This window comes from Gluconobacter sp. Dm-62 (assembly GCF_018256155.1).
Classification (GTDB): Bacteria; Pseudomonadota; Alphaproteobacteria; order Acetobacterales; family Acetobacteraceae; genus Gluconobacter.
This window is the reverse complement of record NZ_JAERLY010000018.1, coordinates 14,771-40,180: the sequence shown is the minus strand read 5'-3', so window position 1 is coordinate 40,180 and position 25,410 is coordinate 14,771. Positions and strand designations below refer to the sequence as shown.

Sequence of the window (25,410 nt, the reverse complement as noted above, 5' to 3'; positions counted from 1 at the left end):
GATGTCTGAATGAGATGAGAAATGAGTCATTGCGACCCAGGTGAGGGACTTAGGATCGAGTACCCTCATTGCCCATGACTGGTAATCTCATAATATTCGTGGTGATGTATGTCACGTTGAAAGGCCTTTGGGTGATTCTTGCAAGAGATCTGGAGAAATTAATTGAGCGATGATTTTTTATCGGTGATTTAATCAGAGCCAAACAATCCGCTGTCGATGCAGCAGTTACTACCATAGCCAAGAGTGCTGCGGGTCCATATTTCCTGCAGCGGCGCCCTGCTTTGGTATTAGGATACTATTCCCTTGGTATTGGCAATCGAGTGAGCGCATGGATTGCTTATAAGCGGAAAAATGGAAAATGGTATGAATACGGGTGGCCCGTAAATTTAAATAAATACGAACTGGTTTCTAGGCCCAAAGACACTGCAATTCTTAATCCGTTTGAAGCATGGCAAAATGTTCCTCAAGCGAGACGCATTACTCTCGTTAGATCAAAGAAATGTTTCTACAGTTACCAGTGGGCTACGGGAACATCGACAACCGATCCTGATACACCCCTGATGTATCAGGCTCTACCTATGTCAGCCGCTGATCTGGGGGCATATATTCGTCTTGCTCTCTCTAAGACGAGCGATCACAGATCACAAAGGATCGATGGGAAATATTCGGAGGGTTATCTTCGTGAAATTACTATCAGATCCAACGAAAGTGCTGCCCCCATAAAGGAGGAGCTTTCGACAAAATTCAAACTCGAACCTACCAAGCTTCTTTCCACACGATCGCAAATATCTATAGACCAATTATTTGATTGTTATGAATTGCATCCTTCAGTTCAATATGGTGGAAGCGATATGTTTGTTTCCATAAATGAAAGTGATGAAAATTTTGGGAAGGCGGCACTTGAAATGCTCGATAGACCCTACATGGCAGAAAAGAAATATTGCGAAAAATATTCCTATTTGTCGCATGTTATGCCTCATCTGGAAAAATCCATCATAGATGCGGAATTTTAATATTCATTTATAATATTATTGATTTTTCTATCACCTAAATAATTTGAAGGCGCGTTACGAAATACCTTCTTCAGACGTAACGCGTCACTTCTTTATTCAAGAAATTTCCGAGATTCCTTCCAGAAGGCGTGCAATAGCTTCTGCTCCTGGATCGGGTATATTTTTGAGCTGTTCTTTTGGAACATAGGCTGCACGTCCAGCGCGGGCAGGCATTGCGCGTGTCGCATCTGCGCCTTCGCGAGCCGCTTTGGCTGCTTGATCGAGGTTACCATTTTGAAGCGCAGCAATAGCTGGGAACAAGGCGTCAAGCATTGTTCGATCTCCTGCGGATGCGCCACCATATCTGTGCATACGCTCTAAACCTGCCTCAAGCCCTTTGCGCCATGACTTTTCCTGACCAGCTGTTGCGAACATGATCGATAGCAGGACCCCACTTGAGCCGCCGGCATTACGAGCCAGAAGGCGTCCGAGTGTTTCACAGAGCTCCTTTGGAGACGCCAGAGGCAGGCGATCGATTTCCTTCAGGATAACCCGACTGGCCTCAGCAAAGGTGGACCCTGCATCACCGTCACCGATCTGGGCATCAAGAGCATTCAGATCTTTCTCGTTGTCGATAAGAACCTTCGCTCCGCGAGTAATAAGATTTCTCATATAAGGATCTGACGAGGGCTGATATGTGAAGGTTTCGGGAAGGGAGGGTGTGGGCCTGGTCTGAAGATCCCTAAAAGGCGTAATGCCGGGCCATGCCCAAGGCTCAACAGGTGATTGCAGCGCCTCGATAAAGTTTGCCCGTACTGGAATGGCGGACAAGGAAAAACCGTACATATCCAGCGAAGTCATCATGGGAGCAGGCCCGATCAGAAAATCAATGCGATCTGCAATACTGTTTCTGTAGAGTGCATCTACAACGGCCTGCGCCTCTAATACAGGGACAGCGCCAAGCATGTTAAGCATAATAACATGTTGGCCATCTGTCAGATGCCTGACAAGAGTATCTGCTGCCTTTGAAACCAGAACATCCAGCTTATCTACGGAAATACGCTCGGTACCAGGCTCGCCATGGATGCCCAGACCCAGCTCTGCCTCTTTCTCATTCAGCCGCGTTTTGTGCTCCGGATCGTAGACATTGACGTCGGACAGGGAAAGACCAAGTGATACTGTTCCTTTGATGGCGTCAGCGGCAGCCTGTTTTACCTCCGCAAGCGAAGCCCGTGTCTCCGCCCTATACCCTGCGACCTTCTGGACCAGAACTGTTCCGGCAATTCCGCGGGCATGAGGACCGCGACCCAGTGCTATGTCATCAGCCACAATGACGAGCTCAACATTCTTTCCCAAAAGCCGTGCCTGCTCTGCCGCAAGGCCGAAGTTCAAACGGTCGCCGGTGTAATTCTTCACAATGAGCAAACAACCTGCGTCCCCGGTAACTTCCAATATGGCAGCGAGGATGGCGTCGACATTGGGAGAAGCAAAAAGCGCTCCACAGACGGCGGCAGTCAGCATGCCTTTGCCAACAAAACCTGCATGAGCTGGTTCATGGCCTGAACCGCCACCAGAAATAATCGCTACTTTGGATTTATCCCAATCTCTTCTGAGGACGACGTGGATATTGGCGTGTCCATCAAGTCGGCAGAGATGATGGCCGGTTGAAGATCTCAGAAATCCGTCAATGCCTTCAGCGACAAGGGTATCACGGTGATTATAGAAGCGCTTCATCGTGCTTTTTGATCCTCAGAGGAGGGGAGATGAGCATAACGCCCCAGTCTGTCCATCAGGAACATCACCTTCAGGAGAGGCTCATGAAAGAGTTCACTCCCGAGCCTTAGGATTTCATCGCCAACACATGACTGTTGCAGCGAGACAGATGGCTGAGAAGGGAACGGTGGGGCATCAGCCATATTTGAGCGGTCTTCTGCGGGGTCTCCGTCTTAAAATGCGCGGTCCAATCCCTTTTTCCTCAAGAGCGTCCCTGACCATTCAACGTCATAGCTCCGCTATCCCAGTAGTCCTTAGGTTACGGTTAGGTATCAATCGTCACTAACCTATCTCGATGTCAGGAAGACGCGAACGGCCATACACTCCAACGCTTCCAGCGGTTGCACAGCGTCTTGTGTGGTCCGTATTCCCATGATGCCCCGGGGCCGGAGCGGGCCGTTTCAGTTAATAAAGATGGTGCCGTTCAGTAAGCGGCGATCATCAACGCGTAGCCTGCTGTAGTTCCTGGGGAAAATAAACCCAAGAGGTCTATCTGTTTGTTCGTCCCCCAATACAGACAATTCACTCACAGTCTTATCAGGAAAGGCCCAAGAAATTTTCCGCATCCAAACCAATGGATGCCAAGCCTAAATCGGTATCTATTCAGGGAAGAGTACACGATTACGTGTGTATTCATGGCAGTGCCCTACCATCATAAATTGAAAATTTCCCAAAATTTTGAAGATGGCTGCTTCACAGATATTCCAAAATATCTACAGCCACGATTGCTTTGATCAATCGCGGCAACCATCCCGGCAAGACTGACTTTATATCTTTAGCATCATAAGGACATTATTCATGGCTATTCACGGACTATCACGTTTCAAAGATAAAAAAATTCTCGTCACAGGGGCCGCTTCCGGAATAGGGCGTGCAACTGCACTTCGATTTGTGGAAGAAGGCGCGCATGTCATTCTTGTCGATCGAGATAAAGCAAAACTTGACGACGTCATGAAGACATTCAACACATCGCGCGCGCTTGCCTCTTTGACCGACATCTCATCTCCCGAGCAGGTTCAGTCACTCCTCACATTCACCACAACACATTTTGGAACACTGGATGTGCTTGTGAACAATGCGGGTGTCACAGCTATGGGAACCGTATTGGATAAAGGTCTGGAAACATGGGAGGCAGTTTGCGCAACAACCCTGACAGGCACTCTCAATCTCAGCCGCACATTCCTGCCTCTACTCATCAAGACGAAAGGTAATATCGTCAACACAGCGTCTGTCTCCGGTATGCGAGGGGACTGGAACACGGCTTATTACGATGTTGCCAAGGGAGGCGTCGTAAACCTGACGCGTGTCATGGCGATGGATCATGGAAGAGACGGTGTGCGCATTAATGCCATCTGTCCTTCCGTTACGCGGACAGGTATGACGGCAGACGCAGTCAAGAACGAAGCTTTCGTCAGCAGCGTCGAGGATCGCGTTCCTTTAGGGCGCCTTGGAGAGCCAGAGGATATGGCTGCTGCCATTACGTTTTTGGCAAGCGATGATGCTGCATACATTACAGGCCTGATCATGCCAGTGGACGGCGGGGTCACCGCATCCAATGGTCAACCTCCATTTCCAATGTCGTAAGGCAGAAGAAGTCTTTCTGCCCCTCAAGCGTCGGCAGCCTAAAGGCTGTCTGACGTGGTAGGATAAGGTGGGTTGTGGCTACCATCGGCACCACAGGAGCGGCAATCCATTCACTTCGACGAACACGACCAGATGCAGCTCCCCGCAGTGAAACCAGCGAAAAACAATCTGCCTACCGAGATCTGCGGGATAACTGATTCTCGCTCTGCTTTGATCCTGGCGCGAGCCAATGCAGCATAGTCAATGTATTATCTTATACTGCTGCAAATCGTCCTTCCGAGACGTTCGGGATCAAACAGCTTTCTTTTTTGTCGTATCTTCAGAAAAATGATCTTGCAGATGCGCCTCAAGTTTCTCCAGTGACAGACCTTTTGTTTCGGGCAGGAACTTTGCCACGAAGCAGAGGGACAGGACATTGATTGTGGCGAAGACAAAAAACGTACCGGGCCCGATGGCATGAAGGAAAATAGGGAAGAGAAAGGCGACTGTCGCGTTGAAGATCCACTGTGATGAAACTGACAGGCCAGTCAGGACACCCCTGGCTCGCATGGGAAAAAGCTCGGACATTAGCAGCCAGTATAGTGGGGAGACCATCATCTGGATGAAGAGCAGTGCCAGAAGGATGAAGCCGAGGGCCGCATAGCTTTCGATCGCTGATCCTTTGAGGAGCAGCAAGGTTGCGCCAAGCCCCAGATGAGCCAGCACGACGCCGCACAGACCGCCCAAGAGTGTGACCCGTCGCGGGAAGCGTCCGATCATCCAGATGCCGGCAAATGTCGCTCCAACCGCGACCAGGCCGTCGCCGATCGTGGCAACCAGCGCGGCCTCGGTTCCAAGCCCGGTCTGCCGCAGGATGATGGGGGTGAAGTACATAAACGCGTTCACCCCCGTGAACTGGGCTGCAAATCCCAGTCCAACGCCCAGCATCAGCAGGCGCCGGATCCAGACTTCCCCGAACGCCTGACGCCAGCCGATCTGTTCTGCGTCGTCGTCAACGGACGTATAGATCGCCCGCATTTCGTGCCGGACCTGACGATCGGTGGAACGGATAAGTTCCAGCACATGCTTTGCCTCATCCGTACGCCCCTGGCTCGCCAGCCAGCGTGGAGAGCGGGGCACAAAAAACAGGCCTACTCCCAGAAGCACGGCCGGAACTGCCGCAATCATCAGCATGGTGCGCCAGATCGACGGCGATTCTGAAAAATGCGCCAGTCCTGCATTCAGCGTGTAGGCGATGAGCTGTCCTGTCACGATCATCATCTCGTTCTGGCTGACCAGGCGGCCTCTGCGCCCTGAAGGCGCCATTTCCGAAATGAACATCGGAACAAGCGCCGAGGCCCCGCCGACCGCGAAACCGAGGATGGCACGCATGGCAATCATGACCGCAACAGAAGGGGCCTGCGCCGTACCGATGGCGCCGACGACGAACACCACGGAGAGGGCCATCAGGCTGTCCCGTCGTCCGAACCGATCTGCCACCACCCCGCAGACCAGTGATCCGAACGCTGCCCCCAGAACCAGCGCGGATGTGACCAGTCCTTCCGTCAGCGGTGTGAGGCCCAGTCCGCCCTTCGCGATTGGAAGCTGCATGAACGGCAGAGCTCCGGCAATGACGCCGGTGTCATATCCAAAAGCCAGAGCCCCCATCGTGACAACCACCACGATTTTCGTGATCAGTCTGTCCGCCTCACTGCGTTTTCTCATCACTCTTGTGGCAGTCTTTCGACTGCTTTCCCTGAAAAATTGTGCACCAGATACGCACCGGGTTTGATCGCTTGAGCGTTAAACATCCGGTACGGCTCATAGGTTCCGCCAGTGAGAGGAATAGTTTCCAGTTTTTCGGGTATAGAACTCAGAAGGACAAATAATTCGCTATATGAGGAACTCAAAAGCCATCTTTTACAGGAAGTCCCGGATAAAGTGTTCCAACTGATCGGCTTCCTCAGCGGGTTTGTCGCGACGAATACGTGCTACCCGAGGGAAACGGAGCGCAACACCGCTTTTGTGCCGTTTGGAATACTGGGCGGCATCGAAGGCAATTTCCAGCACAAGCCCATGTGCCACTTCCCGGACAGGCCCAAAACGCTTTGTAGTGTGATCGCGAACCCACTTGTCCAGAAACTTCAATTCTTCGTCCGTAAAGCCTGAGTAGGCCTTACCGATGGGGACGAGTTCGCGCTGTCCGTCTACGGTCCGCCATAAGCCAAAAGTATAGTCGGAATAGAAGCTGCTGCGTTTGCCATGGCCGCGTTGTGCGTACATGACGACGGCATCGACCGTCAGCGGTTCACGTTTCCATTTCCACCAGGGGCCTCGCGGACGACCAGGAACATACGGACTGTCGGCCTTTTTCAGCATCAGCCCTTCAATACCTTCGTTCCGTGCAGTTTCGCGGAGTTTCGCCAGATCTTCGAAGTTCCTGAACGTAATAAGTTCTGACAGAACCATACGCGGCGGGTTCAGGCGCGCAAACCAGCTTTCCAGCCTCTGCCTTCTGATATCAAAGGGCAGGGGACGCAGGTCTTCTCCATCTTCAAACAGGATATCGTATAGTCGTATACCGGCAGGCATATCCCGAAGCATGGCAGTTGTGGGCGACTTGCGGTTCAGGCGCTGCTGAAGATCGGCAAACGGGGCGACAATGCCGTTTTGGACAACCAGAAGTTCGCCATCCAGAACAACCCTGCTGCCCAGATCCTGCATTATGGCGAGTACATCCGGGAAGGCCTTGCCGATATCTTCCGCCGTACGGGTGTAAACGCGCTCGCCTTCAGGTGTGGAAACAAGCTGGACCCGAATGCCGTCCCATTTCCATTCCGCCCGCCAGTCTGCGGGGTCTAAAGCAGTCAGATCAACATTTTCCAGCGGTTGAGCCAGCATGGGCGGACGGAAAACGGGCGCGTCTTTCGCGTCAGGCTTCGGGCCTTTCCCTTCTACCCAGGCAAAAAGAGCGCCATAGGGCGCATCCAGACCATGCCAGACTTCCTCAATGTCATCCGGGGCCACAGAAGCCATCTCGGCAAGAGCGGTTTTTGCGAGACGTGCTGATGCTCCTACGCGAAGAGAGCCAGTAATAAGTTTGAGGAGAGCGTATCGGGAGGATGTCTCGCACGCATCCAGCCAACGCCTTACGACATCGGGAACGTCGGTTTTGGGAAGACGCTCCAGCGTATGGACGACCTCTGCGAGCCCAGGGGCGGGAGGTGCGTCAAGCCCGTCGCTTTCCGGTCGCCAGATCAATGCAACCGTTTCGGCCAGATCACCGACATAGTCGTAGGACCAGGCAAAGAGTTCAGGATCAGTGCGCTCCATCGCCAGAGTCCGGAGCATGGCAGGCTTGGCGGCTGCGAAAGACAGACTTCCCGCCATTGCGGCCAGCGCGTATCCCCGATCCGGATCCGGGGCCATGGAGAAATACTCCTTCAGGAGTGCAAGCTTCATGTTGCGCGAAGGGGTGAAGGCCAGACGTTCCAGCAGTGCGGCGAACTCGATCATGCCAGACTTCCCTGTTCTGCCGGCTCGTCATCCTCTTCATAGCCAATGAGACGCAGGGCACGGCCGCGGATTTGCATTTTGCCCAAGGCGTGGATCAGGGCGTCCTCACGGCCATGAGTAACCCAGATTTCCTTCGCGCCCGTGGCCTGACAGGTCTCCAACAGGGCATCCCAGTCGGCATGATCGCTGATGACGACCGGGAGTTCGACCCCGCGGGCTTTTGCTCTCTGGCGGACATGCATCCAGCCGGATGCCAGACAGACGACAGGGTCGGGTAGCCGGCGCGCCCAGCGGTCTGCAACCGCCGATGGGGGAGCCAGAACGATGCCTCCCCGCATTTCGCCCTTCTTTGCGGCAGTTGCGGAACGGAGCTCTCCCAGCGGGATCCCAAAATCCTCATACAGACTGCACATTGGGAGAAGTGTACCATGGAGCCAGAGCGGTTCATGATAGCCACCGTTCCGAAGCAGGGCGATCAGACGCTGGCACTTGCCAAGAGCATAACAGCCCACGACAAGCGTACGCTCCGGAAACAGGCGGACATCGTGCAGCAGTTTGGCAATCTCATGAGCGGGATCGGGCAATCGGAAAACCGGCAGGCCGAACGTGGCTTCCGTGACGAAAAGATCGCAGGGCACGACCTCAAAGGGAACGCATGTCGGATCGGGCGCGCGCTTGTAATCCCCGCTGACGACGGCTCGTTCCCCACGATATTCCATCACAATCTGCGCACTCCCCAACACGTGCCCGGCAGGCGCAAGCCAGAGCCTCATATCTCCAATGGAGACGACTTCCCCATAAGCCAGTTCCCGCTGGGTGTAGCCGGCCCGGTCTTCGCCCATCCGCAGACGCATGATCGCCAGTGTTTCAGGCGTGGCGGTGACACGGCTGTGGCCAGGCCGGGCATGATCGGAATGACCATGAGTGATGACGGCGTGGGCCACTGGCTGGAGGGGGTCGATATAGAACGCGCCGGGTGCACAGAAGAGCCCTTCCGGTTTTAACTCAAGCCAGTCCACCCGGTCTTCTCCATCAGTCGTGCAAGAACAGAGAAAGAACCCGCGAAAGGCGTGTGCGTTCCTTGGAGTTAATGAGCAAACATCTTCCCGAACCTTTCCAGAGCTGGTTTTCCCAACAGGGCTGGTCTCCACGGCCGCACCAGCTCGCCATATTACAGGCAGCTGAGGATGGCGTGTCCGCGCTTCTCATCGCACCAACCGGTGGGGGAAAGACACTGGCGGGCTTTTTGCCCAGCCTGATCGAACTGGCGGAAGGCTCATATGCAGGACTTCACACGCTCTATGTCAGCCCCCTGAAGGCACTTTCGACCAACATTGCAGAGAGCCTATCCCGACCGATCACGGACATGAACCTGCCTATTCGTGTCGAGGTCCGCAGCGGCGATACATCGGGTGCCCGCCGGAAAAGACAGCAGAAGAACCCGCCGCATATCCTGCTGACAACACCGGAAAGTCTGGCGCTGTTGCTGTCATACCCTGACGCTTCTGCATATTTTTCCACGCTCAGGGTTCTGATCATTGACGAAGTGCATGCGCTGGCTGGCACGAAGCGCGGAGACCAGCTTGCTTTGTGTGCCAGCCGGTTGCGGGTTTTTTCGCCCTCACTCCGCGTCAATGGGCTGTCCGCAACCGTGGCACATCCTTCTGCTATGGCCGCCTGGGTTTCCCCAACTGGCCAGGCGTCCGGCGTCCGCCTTGTCAGAGCGGAAGACGGGGTACGTCCGGACGTGCATGTGCTTTTGCCCGATCAGCGGGGTTATCTTCCCTGGGCCGGTCGCACGGGGCTGGGAAGCGCCACTGCAATCCTGACCGAAATTGCCCGCGCGCGGCTGACCATTGTGTTTGTCAACAGCCGGGCGCAGGCGGAGCTTCTGTTTCAGGCGCTCTGGAAAGACAATGCAGATAATCTGCCGATTGGGCTGCATCATGGCAGTCTGGATGCCGGGCGCCGGGCCAAGGTCGAGGAGGCCATGGCTCAAGGGGAGCTGCGGGCCGTCGTGGCGACGTCCTCGCTTGATCTGGGGCTGGATTGGGGCGCTGTGGACCAGATCATTCAGGTCGGTGCTCCAAAGCAGATCTCGCGCCTGACTCAGCGGATCGGCCGGGCCAACCACCGGATGGACGAACCCTCTCGCGCACTTCTTGCCCCGGCCAACCGGTTTGAGGTTCTGGAATGTGAAGCAGCCAGAGAGGCTGTTTTACGCCACGAACTCGACGGTGATCCTCCGCGCGCAGGGGCGCTTGATGTTCTGGCGCAGCATGTGCTGATCACGGCCTGTGCCGGACCGTTCCTTCCTGACGTTATGTATGAGGAAGTTCGTCAGACGGCGCCTTACAATCAGCTTTCACGTACTGATTTCAATGAGATCGTCCGGTTTGTCGAAGATGGTGGCTATGCCTTGCAGGCTTATGAACGTCATCAGCGTCTTTTCCGGGATTCTCTGGGGCAGCTCTGGGTCCGTAATGAGCAGATCATCCGGCAGTTCCGGATGAATATCGGCACCATCGTCGATACTCCAATGCTGCGCGTCAAATCCCGGCGTGGAAAAGCCTATGGGGAGATTGACGAGTATTTTGCCTCAACACTGGTTCCAGGCGATACGTTTCTTCTGGGCGGGGAACTGCTGGAGTTTCTGGGGCTGCACGATACGACTGTTCAGGCCGCCCGTAGTCGGGGGAAAGACCCACGTGTACCGGTTTATGGCGGCAATCAGCTTTCCATCTCACCCGGTCTGGCCCGACATGTGCGTGAGATACTGCACGCACCGCCCTCTTGGGCTGTGCTGCCTAAATCCGTGCAGGACTGGCTCACTTTGCAAGCAGCCCGCTCTCGGCTACCCGGGCCGGAAAACTTTTTGGTCGAGACCTTTCCCCATCGGGGACTGCACTACATCGTGGCGTATCCTTTTGAAGGACGAAACGCACACCAGACTCTGGGGCTTCTTCTGACGAAAAGACTAGAAGAAACCGGAAAAGGCCCTCTGGGCTTTGTCGCGAACGACTATATGGTCGCCTGCTGGTGCGTCCATCCCACGGGCTCCATGACGGACCTGTTCAGCAGGGATCTGCTGGGTGGAAATCTGGCGGATTGGCTGGCTGAAAGCGCCATGCTTCGACGGACGTTCCGGGACGTTGCCATCATCGCCGGACTGGTGGAACGCAATTACCCGGGGCGTGAGAAGAACCGGCGCCAGATGACGATCAGCAGCGACCTGCTTTACGATGTACTTCGAAAATACGATCCCGATCATATTCTCCTGCGTGCAACCCGCCTTCAGGCAGAGGAAGGGCTGACCGATCTGGGGCGTCTTTCAGGCATGCTGGATCGTATTCAGGGTCACATCGAGCCTGTCAGCCTCTCACATGTCTCGCCGCTTGCAGTCCCCGTGCTGCTGGAGCAGGGGCGTGAAAAAATCAGAGGTGGAGACGGGGAAGACTATCTTCTGGCAGAGGCTGACAAACTTTATGCGCTGGCAGAAAAAGAATGACGTTTCGAGAGATTACGCTGGCAGATGAGCGAATACGGCTTCTACCGGGAGGCGCTGTTTTTCTTCCTGATACGAAGACACTTGTCGTCGCCGACCTTCATCTCGGGAAAGGTACATCTGCTCGGGCAAGGGGATTGCTGCTGCCTCCCGGAGATACAATTTCGACGCTTGAGAAAGTACTACGGTTTGTAGAAGCTCATTCTCCCCAGCTACTGATATCACTCGGAGACAGCTTCCATGACTGTCAGGCTGGAGGGCGTCTTCTTGATTCCGAACGTACATTGCTTGATCGCATTACCCGAACAGCGGATACTTTGTGGATCACGGGGAATCACGATGCGCTGCCGATTTCGGGTATCGGAGGCGAGTGGCTTGAAGAATATCGGTCCGGTAATCTATTCCTTCGGCATATTCCATCTGTAACCATTCCTTCTGGCAGCGCGGAACTGGCAGGGCACCTGCATCCGAAAACCAGGATACAGAGCAGAGGGCATGTTATGAGCCGTCCCTGCTTCCTAACAGGAGAAGAGCGTCTTATCCTGCCGGCGCTAGGAACCTATACTGGGGGGCTGGACATCTCCAATTCGGTCCTCAGCAGCCTGTTCAAGCATAAAGCTGCCGCATATGTCTGGAGTACTGACGAAATTCATCGGGTCGCCTAAAATATAATTTCAAGCCAGTGATTTTCATCTAAAAGCAAGATTTGTGTTGCCGTTCCGTTCTTCCGCATGGGATGGAGGGTTATGCAATCGCGCCCTACGCCATCGGCAGAGTTCATGAATAACGACAAGAACAACTCACACGAGCCCGTGCCGAACCAGGCTTCACCGAGACATCCCTCGACTGGAGAGCTGGCAACATTGAGCGATCGTGAGCCACGACACTGGGCGCAGACAACAATTAGCGACCCGACGCTGGAAAACAGAACTAATGTTTTCTTTGCCGCAGTCGAAATGACCAGAATGCCAATGATTCTGGCCGATCCGCGTCTGCCTGACTGTCCGATTGCCTTCGCGAACAACGCATTTCTTGACCTAACGGGATATGAGGCCAGTTAGGTTGTCGGAAGAAACTGTCGTTTTCTGCAAGGCGCTGGTACCGACCCCAATGATGTCCGCCAACTGAGAGACGCCATTGCGAATTGCAAACCCATTGCCCTCGAGATCCTGAACTATCGACGCAACGGAACGCCGTTCTGGAATGCCATTTTCATAGGCCCGGTGTTCGACGAGCAGGGAGAACTGATCTATTTTTTCGCAAGCCAGCTGGATGTCTCCAAGCGTCGCGAAAGCGAAATGGCTTTGCGGCAGGGTCAGAAAATGGAAGCGATCGGGCAACTGACGGCCGGGCTTGCACATGATTTCAATAATTTACTGCAGATCCTGAACAACAGCCTGGATCGGATGAAGGGCAAGCGCCTTGATCATCAGGCGTTCGACCGCCAGCATATGATCGCGCAGCAGGCCGCAGACCGGGGCGCCAGACTGACGCGCCAACTTCTGTCGTTTGCGCGCCGGACCCGCCTTGAGCCATCCGAAGTCAATTTGAGTTCGCTCATCAGTTCTTTCAAGGAATTGATAGAGATGTCCGTTGGAAACCAGATCGATCTCTATCTGAACTTGAGGTTGCGTCTGCCAGCTGTAAAACTTGACGCAAATTACTTTGAAATGGCGCTTCTGAATGTTGTCGCCAATGCCCGGGACGCGTCTCCATCCGGAAGCTCCATCACGATTAAAACGAAGCTCCTGCATCTTAATGGAGACGCGGAAGCGCGCCGTCTCAAACCAGGAGACTACGTGGCCGTGACAGTAGCTGACGAGGGGCAAGGGATGCTTCCTCACATTGTGCTGCGGGCAACAGAGCCGTTTTTCACAACCAAGCCATCCGGGCAGGGAACGGGACTGGGGCTGGCTATGGTTCAGGGCTTTGTTCAGCAGTCTGGCGGGCGGCTGGAAGTCGAAAGCGAACACCAGCGTGGCACAAGCATTCATATGATCTTTCCGGTCCATACCGCGAAAGAACAGATCGACACAGTCAAGAAAAATACAGGCTATAAAGCACATCCGGTCGACGAAAGTCCGAACGCGCCACATATTCTGGTTGTCGAAGACAATGCTGATATTGCCCAGTATGCAGCGGATTCCCTTATGGAAATCGGGTACCAGGTTACAACTGCTCATGATTCTACTGAAGCACTGGATGTTTTCGAGAAAGCTCTCGCTGAACAGAAGCCTTTTAGCGCAGTCTTCTCGGATGTCATCATGCCGGGCGGGCCAAATGGCTTGGTGCTAGCAGAGAAGATCAGCACGCTGCACCCTCAGACACCCGTTATTCTCACCACCGGTTACAATGATGAGATGTCTCTGAATGCCCCTGAAAACAACAACTTTGAGGTGTTGGGGAAACCGTATCAGCGATCCGAACTGATCGATCGCATCCAGGCCGCTCTGAGTCACGGTTCACGTAGTGGAAATGGTCGCCAGACGTCGGATTTCGGCCACGTAGAGGAATAGGAATTCCTCTTGACGTAAGCTTGATGAGTGTCTGAGGCAAAAAACTTCACCATCACCATTCATCAGATGCTCGGTGTCGCGGTGATCTGATATTCAGCACGTTTCAGTGCAGATAGAGCGGATATTTTGCCATACCATCCAGTATGAGCCGCACTTCTTAGTTCTGCATGAATTTACCGAAATCTTTGAGGCAAGTCCCGCTTTTCAGATTAACGACAACGAGATGTCTCTCACTGGTCAGAAAAGACACAGGCCCAATGAACTTACGAAAGGTTACCTCTGTATAAAAATATCAGGGGCAAGCTGTAAAATTAATCACAGAACTGATCGTGATTAGCAGCAGCCTTAACCATAATCACCAAGTTCTCAACATACTTAAAGCAGCTCGCTCACCCCGCTTCAGGGACGTTTGTTTCCGTTCTTTGATTAAGGGTGCGCATATTACTCCCCGTTACTATTCTTCGTTTTCCTGATGAAACTGGATCAGATCCTGATGGCATTCAAATCGCTAAATGGATAGATCTCGGAATTTTTCCATCCATATTGTAAGTAGTCTGTCATTGTGATTTTCAATTATCTGGGAGAAAATTTCTTCTTTTTCATCTTGCCCAAGCTTGAATGCAGGATGAAAGGTCAGGTTCTCGACACGAAATCCAATGATGTGTTCTTTTAACCGTTCAATACGATTTCCAGCCTCTTCCATGCTCCACGGCGCGGGCTGGTTCTGCTCCATTTCCTGAGTCAGGATTTCCAGACTGCTTTGTGTGATTTCTGGATAGAATGTTATCTGCCCCGAAACAAACAGGCGGGCGTAATTCCATGTCGGGATCCAGGAACGATCCGTCAGAAGATTAGGTGTGATATAACCTTCAGGACCACAAAACAGGATGCCTACCTCCTGAGGGCTCTGCAAAGCCTGAGGTGATACGTTGCGCTTTGCCATATGGCCGATGAAGGACGTGATTTGTTCAGGCTCCCCTTCCGTCTGTGCAATCAGCGGAATATGAACCGGAAGACCTGGATAAATAGAAATTCCCGTGATTGCGGCAAGCGGATAATCACGGACAAGCTGTAAGGCAGGATTAAACATCAATATGGACCGCCTGGTTCATCAGTATCTGGTGTCTGCCACTGAACAAGAATAAGAGAGCGGTATTCATCATATGGCAAGAAGTGAAGTGTCAGATTTGGCTGTTTGTCATTTCCATACAAGAGCCAGTTTCTGAATTAATGGGGGACCAGGCAGCCGCTCTTGGGAACAAAACCGACCGGTGATAGGAATGTTCCGGATATTATTCTATCAGGCAGGAGGCCGTACATGCTTCGTCCATGGCGGATGCATCTGGATGTTCGGCTCGATAACGAGTCACCGCTACCGATCTATATCCAGATTGCCAATGCGATCGTGCATGACATTGAGCGTGGGCGACTGGCACCGGGGGAGTTTCTTCCCAGTACACGAGCCATGGCACAGCTGCTATCTGTCAACCGGAAGACGATTGTGCTTGCCTATGACGAACTGATCGCCCAAGGCTGGATTGAGAGTGCTGGTACGAGCGGCACTAGGGTTTCAGAGGCCTTTGGTCTGCACGCTCCCGTAGCAGAAGATGAAACGAACGAGCCGTCATCTTCCGGCATACACGCGCCATTCTATGAATTCAGGAAGCCGCCCGCCCGGTCACTGGCAGTCCTGACTGAGAAGAATACTCACAAAATCGATGAAGGCTCTCCTGACGGACGGCTGTTTCCAGCAGATGTTCTGGCACGGGCCTTTCGTACGGCAATGACGCGGCTGTCCCGGAGCAATACCCTGTCCTACGGCGACCCACGCGGTTCTCGGGAATTACGGGAAGTTATTGCCGCAATGCTCAAGACAGAGCGTGGACTTCCGATTGATGTGAATAATGTCTGTCTGACGCGAGGAAGCCAGCATGGCATTTTTCTCGCGGCTCTGACCATTTTACGTCCTGGCGATACAGTCGTTGTCGAAGACCTGACTTATGAACCTGCCGTCATGGTCTTTCGTGCAATTGGTGCGCGCGTTGTGAGTGTCGGGCTGGACGAAGACGGTGTGGATGTAGAGGCACTTTCCCGGCTGTGTGAGCGCGAACATGTTTCTCTGGTATTTCTGACGCCACATCATCAGTTTCCGACAACGGTATCATTGCGGCCGGAGCGCAGACTTCACCTGATCGAACTGGCCCGGCGCCATCGCTTCGCCATTCTCGAGGATGATTACGACCACGAATTTCACTTCCACTCTCAACCCCTGCTGCCTATGGCCAGTTATGCGCCAGAAAATGTCGTCTATGTCGGATCATTGTCGAAGCTGGTCCTCCCGGCTCTCAGGCTGGGATATGTTGTGGCACCGGCACCCGTTATCGAGGCCCTGGCCCATCATGTTTCGGTGCTGGACGGAATGGGGAGCATCATCACGGAGACAGCAGTTTCGACCCTGATACAGGAGGGAGAACTGCGTCGGCACGCCCGGAAGGCTGCCCGGATTTATGCAGGTCGGCGCGATGCCTTTGCCGTTATGCTGCATGAGATTTTTGGACAGAATATTACTTTCACCAAACCCCAGGGCGGCCTGGCATTCTGGGTGCAGTTCGCAGATCCGGAATGTCTCAAACGAATAGAGACCAATGCCGCTTCCCTGAATTTGCGGTTCGCGCCCTCTGAATCCTATTCCGCGTCCGGCAGGAATGCTTCGGGATTGCGGATTGGCTTTGCGAGCATGAACGAAACCGAAGCGCGACAGGTTTTGCTCCGGATGGGAAAAGCCAGCAGTCCTGCCTGAAACAACATCACGATATCGCAATGGACCCTTTGGAAAGTAAAAACTGGATGTTCTGGTAGGCCAATGATTATAGGCATCCTACCCGGGTTGCTACATTGAACCGGGAGCTGGATCGCTTTGCGTATGACGACGACCAATCGCCTGCCCAACAGGACAGCCTCTCCCGTGCAAAGGCAGCTGCTACACGTTCTGAACAGTGTCGCGATCTGCGGAGTGCTGACAACAGCTCTGACTGTGTCTTCTGCTTTCGGAAAAACGGATACTGGAACGGGCGAAATATTTCCCCAGGATATTGCTTCTCTGCGGAGTGTAACGGACGCGCAGATTTCACCCGATGGCAAAACGGTAGTTTATGCGCGGGTTGATCCTTCAAAAAAAGATAGTCCTACTCCCCCAATTCTCTGGGAAGTCGCGACCGACGGGCACCATCCCGCCACAAAACTCACGGGCACCAAAGCGGGCGATCATGAAGCCCGGTGGTCTCCTGATGGGACTATGCTGGCTTTACTACGCAATGCAGACCCATCTGGGGAACCAGAACTGGTTTTCCTAAAGCCCGGTCAGGCGGCGGCAACCCATGTGAAGGGGATAACCGGCAGTCCGGTGACTTACCGTTGGGCGCGCGATGGACAATCCATTGCGATCATTACCAAGGAGAAGCCGGCCTTACTGTCAGCTGTAAGTCAGGTGGAAGGCGCGAGTGGTGCGTCTCATCTGTTTGTTCTGGATCTCAAGCAGATGGCAGCACGTGAGATCCCGGTCTCTGCTCCTTTTGTGTTTGATGTTGACTGGGCACCGGACAGCCGGCGTCTGATTGTGCGGACGGGACAGGAAGGCGGCCTGGATTATTTCTGGTATCGTTCTTCAGTCTCTGTCATTTCAGCTGAAGGAAAACTTCTTCGCACGCTGCCGGGACATGCTACAGCCGTCCATCCTTCCTTCTCTCCGGATGGCCATCAGCTTGTGTATGGCTATTTTGCGGATGACGGGATTGGTGGGCGTGTTGCTCTCTATAATCTCGAAACCGATACCAGACATCCGGTAGGAAATGACTGGGCCGGCGCCATTCTGCGCGCAATCTGGGATCAGGATAGCAAGGGGCTTACGGTTCTGGGCTTCCGTGGACTGGATACCGCTTTAGCGCATGTCACCACGACGGATGACCATGTCGATCCATTTGCCACTTTGCAGGGCGAAATTTTCGATTTTTCAAAGGACCGCTCAGGTAACATCGCGGTCGTGGCCTCAACCCGTCAGCAGCCGGGCGAGATCTGGCTCTATCATGGAGCTGACGGACATGTTCTGACGCAGACCAATCCGGAAGTCAGCCATTGGGACCTTGGTGAGCAGCAGGTTGTTCATTGGAAGGGCAGGGATGGTTTGGATCTGGAGGGGATTCTTGTTCTTCCTCCCCATACCCCGTCCAACAAGCCTCTTCCTCTGTTTGTCCAGGTGCATGGGGGACCTTTGGAAGCCTGGTACGATGGCTGGCTCGGGTCCTGGCATAACTGGGCACGTATGTTGGCCTCCCACGGCATCGCCGTCTTCATGCCGAACCCGCGCGGCTCCGAAGGGGGTAGTGCTGCCTTTACGGCGGCGAACCGTGGGGACTGGGGCGGTCAGGACTATCAGGACATCCTCTCTGGCGTGGACATGCTCGAACAGAAGGGTATTGCCGATCCGAAGCATCTGGCTTTGGGAGGGTGGAGCTATGGTGGTTTCATGGGGATGTGGGCAGCCGGTCACAATGACCGTTTCAGAACCATCATTGCAGGCGCCGGAATTTCCGATCTGGAATCGATGGCCGTTGCGACTGACGTGGGGTTCAGTTTCATTTCCCCTTATTTCGGCGATCCATTAACCCATAGGGCCGAATACGCAGCCCATTCGCCCCTGTCCTTTGTCAATGCCGTAACGGTTCCAGTTCTTCTTTTGCATGGCAATGCCGATACCCGGGTTCCTCCCGTTCAAAGTCGCATGTTTTATGCAGCACTGCATGAACAGGGAAAACCTGTGCGCCTTGTGCACTATCCGGCGGCTCCTCACTGGTTTGGGGGGAGTGTCGGAATGAATGCCGAGATTGATGTTCAGCAACAGGTTCTTTCCTGGCTCCAGCATTATCTCTGATTGTTCCAATAAAGAAACATAAAATATCTTCAATTCAAGTCTGAGGTTCCCAGAAATGCTTGCACGAGAGCTTAAAAACGTTCGGGTAACCGGACTCTGTTCCAAGCGCATCGGCGCTTTTCGCCTGGCACTCCTGACGGCTGTCTTTGTGCCTCCCGGCTCCCTGCTGGCTCAGGACCTGCCCTCCGCGACACACGGGCTGAAGACCGCCCAAAAGACGCCCTCCCATAAGCCATCTGCACCACGTCGCTCTACTGAGGCCCATCCGTCAGACGTAGAGGGTGGTCTGGAAACGATCACGGTTTCGGCGGAACGTCGCCGTCAATCCACACATGATGTGGCGAATTCCGTGACGGTTCTGTCGGGACAGTTTCTGCAAAAAATCGGCGCCCAGTCTTATGCCGATTATATCTCGCAGGTTCCGGGCGCGACATTCAATCAGTCCCTGCCTGGCCTTTCGACCATAACGTTCCGTGGTATTGCAACAACAGCGGGCCTTGATCAGGGGCAGGGAACAACCGGATATTTCCTGAACGACATTCCTCTCGCCGAGCCCGGTTTCGCAATTGCCGTACCTGATATCGATACGTTCGATGTTGCACGGGTCGAGGCTCTCCGCGGACCACAGAGCACACTTTTCGGCTCGGCAACCCTGGGCGGTGCCATCGATTACATTCCCAATCAGGCTGACAGCAGCAAAATCGATGCCGCTGCGCAGTCATCGATCGTCGGAATGCCCGGCCATGAAGTAGGATATGCTGAAAAAGGTATGTTCAATATCCCTATCATCAAAGGGAAACTGGCTGTGCGTGGCGTTCTGGATTATCGTCAGGACCCCGGATACATCACCAATCGTGGTATTGGAACGAATACAAACACCAGCTATACAAGAAACGCCCGTGTCAGTGTCGTATGGACACCAACTAACAAAGACAAGCTGGCCTATACCTACCTCGCGCAAAGCTCTGATATTTCTGACGATCCGTACTCACTAATAGCCATGCCAGATTATCAGAAGTCGCGTCAGATCGAAGAACCATTGCGCACCCAGATCCAGATGCATGAACTGAGATATGATCATGACTTTTCGTTCGCAACGCTGAGCGCGATGGGGGCATTCCTGCGGAAAGGCAAGAACGCAACAACGGATTATACACCCTATTATGGTACGTCGATGGGTGGAGGAAACACGACGCTCAATGAAACGGGCGACAGTAAATCCATGTATTATGAAGTCCGCCTCGCTTCACGTGGGCACAGCCGTTTCAGCTGGCTGCTAGGCGCGGCTTATTATGAAACATGGAAGCGTATCGAGGACAATGTTTCGACGGTCGGCGTGAGTTCTTATCTCAGCGGCCTTTACGGATCATCCATCGCTTCGTCTCTGACGCAGGGGCCGGACAGCTGGTATTGGGGGACAGCAAATTATGATGGTACCGAAAAATCGATTTTCGGCGAGTTTTCATACACCCTGCTGAAAGGCCTGACGGTGACGGGCGGCGCACGTGTGTTCAATGCCGCCGAAACCGCGTCTACCGAAACACCTGGTTATCTGGCTTACTCGGGCTATGGCACATCGCTTTATCGCTCGGCCTCATCAACGTCCCAGACCAGTGCACTGCCAAAGGTTGCACTGCGATATGAGCCCAATAAGGCGATGATGTTTTATTTCCTGTTTTCTGAAGGATACCGGTTCGGCACGCCCAATTCCGTCATCTACAATGCCGCTTACCCAACACCGACAGGAACAAGATCCGACAGCCTCATGAATTATGAAGTCGGTACGCGTCTCAACCTGTTTCATCACCATCTTCTCCTGGAACCTACTCTGTACTGGATTGACTGGAGCAACATGCAGGCCCGACTGCTGCGTGGGGATGGTCTGACTTATGGCGCGAACGTGGGCTCGGCGGTCAGTCGTGGTGCCGAACTCAGCGCGACATGGGTCACGCCGATTGACGGTCTGACCCTGCGGGTCAACGGGACCTATGATGACGCCCATACAAACAAGTCAGTTGCGACATCAGGTGGTATCATCGCAGGCGGGTCCCAGCTTGCCTCCAGCCCCAAATGGCAGTTCAGCGAAATCATGAGCTACACTGTCCCCAACCTGTCCATGGAACCAACCTTTTCGGTCATTCATCATTATCGCGGCTCGGCCCCGGGACTTCTGGGGAACAGTCTGATGACCGGGAATTACAATACAGTTGACCTGCGCCTGTCTGGCACATTCCACACGCCCCAGGGTCAGTTCGGTGCCAGTCTTTATGTTAATAACGTTGGTAATTCGCACGGAATTACAATGGGTTACGATAACGGAAGCGCTTTGGTGAATCAGTATTATCTCCTACCGCCCCGCTTGATCGGCTTCACCCTGAACTGGCATCTTTGAAAAAACCGGCTGCCTGTCCCTAAACCTGAAGCATCCATTCGAGGGTCATGAAAGTCCCTCCAGAGAGGAAAAAGGCGCATGCTCAAAAGACGTGACTTTCTGCGTGCTGGTGTTGGTTGCGCGATACCGGCACTGGGATTTCCAGCAATTGCGGCGTCTTCGCGGGAAGGCGTCGAGACAGCCTATGTCAATGCAATGGTGTGGGATGGCTATTCTACCGTACCCACCATGAGTGCGATTGGCGTCACAGGAGAGCATATCGCCTGTGTGGGAACCGATGCCGTAAAGGCGCAGATCTCAAAGCGTACACGGGTGATTGACCTTCAGGGCGCATTTGTCATGCCTGGGCTGACGGACTGCCACACACATTTCTCTCTGGCGTCTCTGGCTTTGGCGGAGGTCGATTTGCGGTCCGCCCGAACTCCGCAGATGCTTGTCGATCAGATCGCTGCACGTGCACGAAGCGTCACCAGAGGGCATTGGGTTCTCGGTACAGGCTGGGATGCAGACCAGTGGGGAGGTGCGCTTCCGGACAAAAGCTGGCTCGACAAGGCAACGGGCGATGTGCCGGTGTCCGTGTCTCGCTACGATCTCCATATGTTGCTACTGAATTCTGCTGCTCTGCGCCTTGCTGGCATCACCCGCAATACTCCGGATGTTCCAGGAGGCGTCATTGTGCGCGACCAGCACGGCGAACCGACTGGCCTTCTAAAAGACGCAGCCAAAACTCTGGTTGAAGCCGTAATCCCGGCCTATTCTCCCCGCGAAATAGACGATGCCATGCGGCAGGGCATAGCGCTGGGTCTGAGCAAGGGGGTTACGAAGGTTCATTGTCCTGAACTGGACTGGAGAACCCACGAAAGCCTGCTGCGCCTGCGGGCTCAGGGTGAGACTAATCTGCGTTTTTATTCTTTCGTTCCGCTGGCCGATTGGGAGCGCCTGCTTCGACAGGTTCAGGAACAGGGCTGGGGAGACGACTGGGTCAGATGGGGTGGTCTGAAGGCGCTTGCCGATGGGTCTCTGGGATCCCGGACAGCACTGTTCCAGAAACCCTATGATGATGATCATTCCTCACATGGAGTGCGCGTTCATCCACTTAAGGATCTTCTGGAATGGACTTTGATCGCTGACAGGCACAATTTTCAGGTCGCCATTCATGCGATTGGAGATCAGGCCACACATGACGTGCTCGATATTTTTCAGACCGTGCAGGAAAAAAATGGCCCCCGGGACCGGCGCTTTCGCATGGAACATGCCCAAAGCATGCAGATCAGGGATATAGGGCGGTTCAAAAAAGAAAAGGTTATCGCTTCGATCCAGCCTTATCATGCCATCGATGATGGCCGATGGGCAGTTCGTCGGATTGGTTCTGAGCGCTTAAAGGGAACTTTTGCATATCGCTCCATCGTGGATCAGGGAGCCAGCTTCTGCTGCGGTTCAGACTGGCCGGTCGCACCTATTGATCCGTTCACCGGCATTAAGGCAGCCGTTCTGCGCCAGACGCTGGATGGAAAAAATCCGGGAGGATGGATGCCCGAACAAAAACTGACGCTTCTCCAGGCTCTCAGCGGATATACAACAGGCGCCGCTTACGCCGGCTTCTCTGAAAAAAGAATGGGACGTATTCTTCCAGGATTACTCGCAGACTTCAGCATTCTGGATAAAAATATTTTTGCTATTCCTTCGGAAAAAATTGACCAGATTTCCACGCTCTCTACGATTGTAGGAGGGAAGGCGCGATATACAGCCTAGTCTAGCCTTGCCTGAGACAGGTATCTGGGATCAGAGGAACGCTCGCAGAGTTTCAGAAGGTTTGTCTTTTTCTGCTTGGCACGTATCACAGTCCACCCCACCTGTATGAGACACTGGTGACAGGGCCTTCCAGATGATCCCACTTTCAGTTCTCGATCTTGCATTCATCACCGAAGGTAGCTCGGCAGCCGACGCGCTTCATCGCAGCGCGGATCTTGCGCGTCATGCAGAAAGTCTGGGCTTTCAACGCTTCTGGCTGGCTGAACATCATGCAATGCCGGGCATTGCCTCCGCTGCAACCGCAGTTGTGATCGGCTATGTTGCAGGGGCGACCAAAACCATCCGGGTGGGTGCAGGTGGGATCATGCTGCCCAATCATGCCCCGCTTGCTGTCGCTGAAGCGTTTGGCACGCTGGAATCCCTTTACCCCGGCCGGATTGATCTCGGCCTTGGACGTGCGCCCGGCTCTGATCAGGCAACGATGCGTGCATTACGCCGTGATCCGGCTTCTGCTGATCGTTTTCCACATGATGTCGTTGAGTTGATGCGTTATTTTGATGCGCCGCAACCAGAACAGACTGTCGTTGCGGTTCCGGGGGCAGGGCTGGCTGTACCGATCTGGCTGCTGGGATCCTCTCTGTTCTCCGCTCATATGGCCGCCATCATGGGATTACCATTCGCATTCGCCAGTCACTTTGCCCCCGACCTGATGGAAGAAGCACTGGTGCTTTACCGGGAACGGTTTGAACCATCGGAACGACTGCAAACGCCTTATGCCATGCTGGGCATCAACGCGATCATCGGTGAAACGAACGCTGAAGCACAACATGCAGCCACATCTCTGCAACAGCACTTTATTGCTTTGCGTCAGGGGCGCCCAACGACTTTTCCAGCCCCTCGACCCGTGTCCTGGAATAGCCAGGAACAACGCCTGCTGGAAAGCACGCTGCGCTACACTTTTGTGGGAATAGCAGAAGACGTTACGCAAAACATCTCAGCCTTCGTGGATCGATATAGTCCCGACGAACTCCTGATCGGCGCACCACTCTTCTCTCAGGTGGACAGGCGGCGGACCCTCAGTGGTATCGCTCATGCGCTCATGAGTCCTGCACACAAAGCTGAACAGGGTTATTGACCAATCCTGACAAACTTCAGAACAAAATTGTCAGCTTCGCCGATGGCTATGTAACGCTCCCGATTCTTATCTCCCAGAGCCAGAGAGGGCGGAAGGGTCCAGACCCCTTTGGGCCAGTTGGTAGTGTCCTTGGGATTGGCATTGATCTCCGAAGTCCCAACCAGACGGAACCCGGCAGCCTCGATAAGCCGGATGGCATAATCCTGCTGGACATAACCATCTTTCGCCTTGGGATCCTGAAGGCCGGGCAGGTGACTACGATGGTCTTCGACCCCGAAGATGCCTCCGGGCTTCAGGACACGGTGAATTGCGGCTAGCATCTCAGGCACGTCACCCTGCTGCATCCAGTTGTGAAGATTTCTGAATGTCAGAACAATATCGGCGCTTCCCGGAACTCCGATCTGATCATGGCCCTGAGCGAGTTCGGTGAGGGTAATGCGATCATAGGGTGCAGCAGCAGGTGGTTGGGATAGAAAGGAAGGCGGTTTTGCGAAAGCCTTCTCGACATGGGACCCATTTATATCGCCAAGGGCGAGTGCATAGCGTCCGTGATCATGGAGATAAGGTGCAAGGATCTCTGTCCAGTATCCGCTCCCAGGCCAGATTTCGATGACCGAGGATGTGGGAGTCAGCCCCAGAAAAGCCAGTTCCTGAACAGGGTGACGCGCTGGATCCCGGGCAATAAATTTTGGGGTCCGATTAGGGACGGAAAGGCGGGGCGACAACGATGCATCCGGTTGTGCATGGGACTGCCCGGAAGCGAGCAGGGACACAAGCAGACTGGCAGTGCCGAAAAAACGAATAGCTGACATCATGAGGCATTCCACTGAGGGCAAGAGTCAATATCGAACAGTACTCTGCGGCAGGCGAATTTCCAAAAAATATCTAAATATCTATTCAGATCCCGATTGAAGATTGCATTGGTACAGTCCGCAAAAAAGCACCTTACCATTTACCAAGGCGACCAGAACAATACGATGCAAAAAGAAGTCCTGCCCCAAGGCGGAGCTATTGAGGCGTTTTGCGACAACATCTATCATACGCTTTGTGAGCTCAGCCCTAATTTCAATATCTGAGAGGAGTATTGACAGCCTATGACTATATGAAAGCTAGACGTGGTACTCCCGAAATCATTTCTTGCTTTTAGGATTCGTTCGGCAGTGAATGGGCAGGAGAACCCGCGATTTCAGAATAGTGAGATCGAAAATCGCAAGTAATCGCAGGGAGAGCGTCTCTATATCTGTTATTTCACCGTCAATGACCGAACGCGTACCGGCTCACCAGAGTCATCATGGTCCGCAAACCATTCATCAACAACAATCGCACAGATAGTTTTTCA

The 25,410-nt window shown here is 53.8% G+C and carries 16 protein-coding genes and 1 pseudogene; 11 read left to right on the top strand and 6 right to left on the bottom strand.

What is annotated here, in order from left to right; translation table 11 throughout:
• The first annotated feature begins 320 nt into the window (after positions 1-320).
• Complete coding sequence (locus JK202_RS13710; protein WP_211561929.1) at positions 321-1,013, top strand: hypothetical protein; 693 nt, start codon at positions 321-323, stop codon at positions 1,011-1,013.
• A 96-nt stretch (positions 1,014-1,109) separates the two neighbouring features.
• On the opposite strand, the gene JK202_RS13705 is transcribed toward JK202_RS13710, so the two are convergent.
• Positions 1,110-2,726, bottom strand: coding sequence for a dihydroxyacetone kinase subunit DhaK (locus JK202_RS13705; protein ID WP_211561927.1), 1,617 nt, complete (start codon positions 2,724-2,726; stop codon positions 1,110-1,112).
• A gap of 837 nt (positions 2,727-3,563) precedes the next feature.
• Here JK202_RS13705 and JK202_RS13700 point away from each other — a divergent pair.
• Positions 3,564-4,349, top strand: a complete 786-nt coding sequence (locus JK202_RS13700) for an SDR family NAD(P)-dependent oxidoreductase (protein ID WP_211561925.1) — start codon at positions 3,564-3,566, stop codon at positions 4,347-4,349.
• 291 nt (positions 4,350-4,640) lie between these two features.
• Here JK202_RS13700 and JK202_RS13695 read toward each other — a convergent pair whose 3' ends face one another.
• From JK202_RS13695 to JK202_RS13685, 3 genes are all read right to left on the bottom strand, one after another.
• Entirely contained in the window at positions 4,641-6,053 is a 1,413-nt protein-coding gene (locus tag JK202_RS13695) for a sugar porter family MFS transporter (protein WP_211561923.1), read from the bottom strand.
• A 195-nt stretch (positions 6,054-6,248) separates the two neighbouring features.
• On the bottom strand, positions 6,249-7,844 hold the full coding sequence (locus tag JK202_RS13690; protein ID WP_211561921.1) for a cisplatin damage response ATP-dependent DNA ligase: 1,596 nt from the start codon (positions 7,842-7,844) through the stop codon (positions 6,249-6,251).
• A complete protein-coding gene (locus tag JK202_RS13685; RefSeq protein ID WP_211561919.1) occupies positions 7,841-8,863 on the bottom strand; it encodes a ligase-associated DNA damage response exonuclease in 1,023 nt (340 codons plus the stop codon). Before JK202_RS13685 ends, JK202_RS13690 begins: the two co-directional genes overlap by 4 nt.
• A 71-nt stretch (positions 8,864-8,934) precedes the next feature.
• On the opposite strand from JK202_RS13685, the gene JK202_RS13680 reads away from it, so the two are divergent.
• The 4 genes and pseudogenes from JK202_RS13680 to JK202_RS16440 all read left to right on the top strand — a co-directional run bounded on the left by JK202_RS13680 (position 8,935) and on the right by JK202_RS16440 (position 13,865).
• Positions 8,935-11,352 (top strand): ligase-associated DNA damage response DEXH box helicase, encoded by a 2,418-nt coding sequence (locus JK202_RS13680; RefSeq protein ID WP_211561917.1) that lies wholly within the window; start codon positions 8,935-8,937, stop codon positions 11,350-11,352.
• Positions 11,349-12,014: a ligase-associated DNA damage response endonuclease PdeM gene (gene pdeM, locus JK202_RS13675; RefSeq protein WP_211561915.1), complete on the top strand. Its 666-nt coding sequence runs from the start codon at positions 11,349-11,351 to the stop codon at positions 12,012-12,014. The genes JK202_RS13680 and pdeM overlap by 4 nt, the downstream gene beginning before the upstream one ends.
• Before the next feature lie 408 nt (positions 12,015-12,422).
• Positions 12,423-12,617, top strand: a pseudogene (locus JK202_RS16445) (PAS domain-containing protein); the annotation flags it as partial.
• Between the two features lie 30 nt (positions 12,618-12,647).
• On the top strand, positions 12,648-13,865 hold the full coding sequence (locus JK202_RS16440) for an ATP-binding protein (protein ID WP_349291869.1): 1,218 nt from the start codon (positions 12,648-12,650) through the stop codon (positions 13,863-13,865).
• A 508-nt stretch (positions 13,866-14,373) separates the two neighbouring features.
• Here JK202_RS16440 and JK202_RS13665 read toward each other — a convergent pair.
• Entirely contained in the window at positions 14,374-14,955 is a 582-nt protein-coding gene (locus JK202_RS13665) for an FMN-binding negative transcriptional regulator (protein WP_211561911.1), read from the bottom strand.
• A 228-nt stretch (positions 14,956-15,183) separates the two neighbouring features.
• Between JK202_RS13665 and JK202_RS13660 the strand changes: the two genes are divergently transcribed.
• From JK202_RS13660 to JK202_RS13640, 5 genes are all read left to right on the top strand, one after another.
• Positions 15,184-16,665 carry a PLP-dependent aminotransferase family protein gene (locus JK202_RS13660; protein WP_211561909.1) on the top strand — a complete coding sequence of 494 codons (1,482 nt, stop codon included), beginning with the start codon at positions 15,184-15,186 and terminating at the stop codon, positions 16,663-16,665.
• Between the two features lie 603 nt (positions 16,666-17,268).
• Positions 17,269-18,792, top strand: coding sequence for a S9 family peptidase (locus JK202_RS13655; RefSeq protein ID WP_211561907.1), 1,524 nt, complete (start codon positions 17,269-17,271; stop codon positions 18,790-18,792).
• Positions 18,793-18,847: 55 nt separating this feature from the next.
• Entirely contained in the window at positions 18,848-21,184 is a 2,337-nt protein-coding gene (locus JK202_RS13650; protein WP_211561905.1) for a TonB-dependent receptor, read from the top strand.
• A 78-nt stretch (positions 21,185-21,262) separates the two neighbouring features.
• Complete coding sequence (locus JK202_RS13645; protein ID WP_211561903.1) at positions 21,263-22,936, top strand: amidohydrolase; 1,674 nt, start codon at positions 21,263-21,265, stop codon at positions 22,934-22,936.
• A gap of 133 nt (positions 22,937-23,069) precedes the next feature.
• Positions 23,070-24,071 (top strand): LLM class flavin-dependent oxidoreductase, encoded by a 1,002-nt coding sequence (locus JK202_RS13640; RefSeq protein WP_211561901.1) that lies wholly within the window; start codon positions 23,070-23,072, stop codon positions 24,069-24,071.
• On the opposite strand, the gene JK202_RS13635 is transcribed toward JK202_RS13640, so the two are convergent.
• Complete coding sequence (locus tag JK202_RS13635; protein WP_249200086.1) at positions 24,065-24,886, bottom strand: class I SAM-dependent methyltransferase; 822 nt, start codon at positions 24,884-24,886, stop codon at positions 24,065-24,067. The two genes, JK202_RS13640 and JK202_RS13635, sit on opposite strands and share 7 nt — an antisense overlap.
• Between the last annotated feature and the right edge of the window lie 524 nt (positions 24,887-25,410).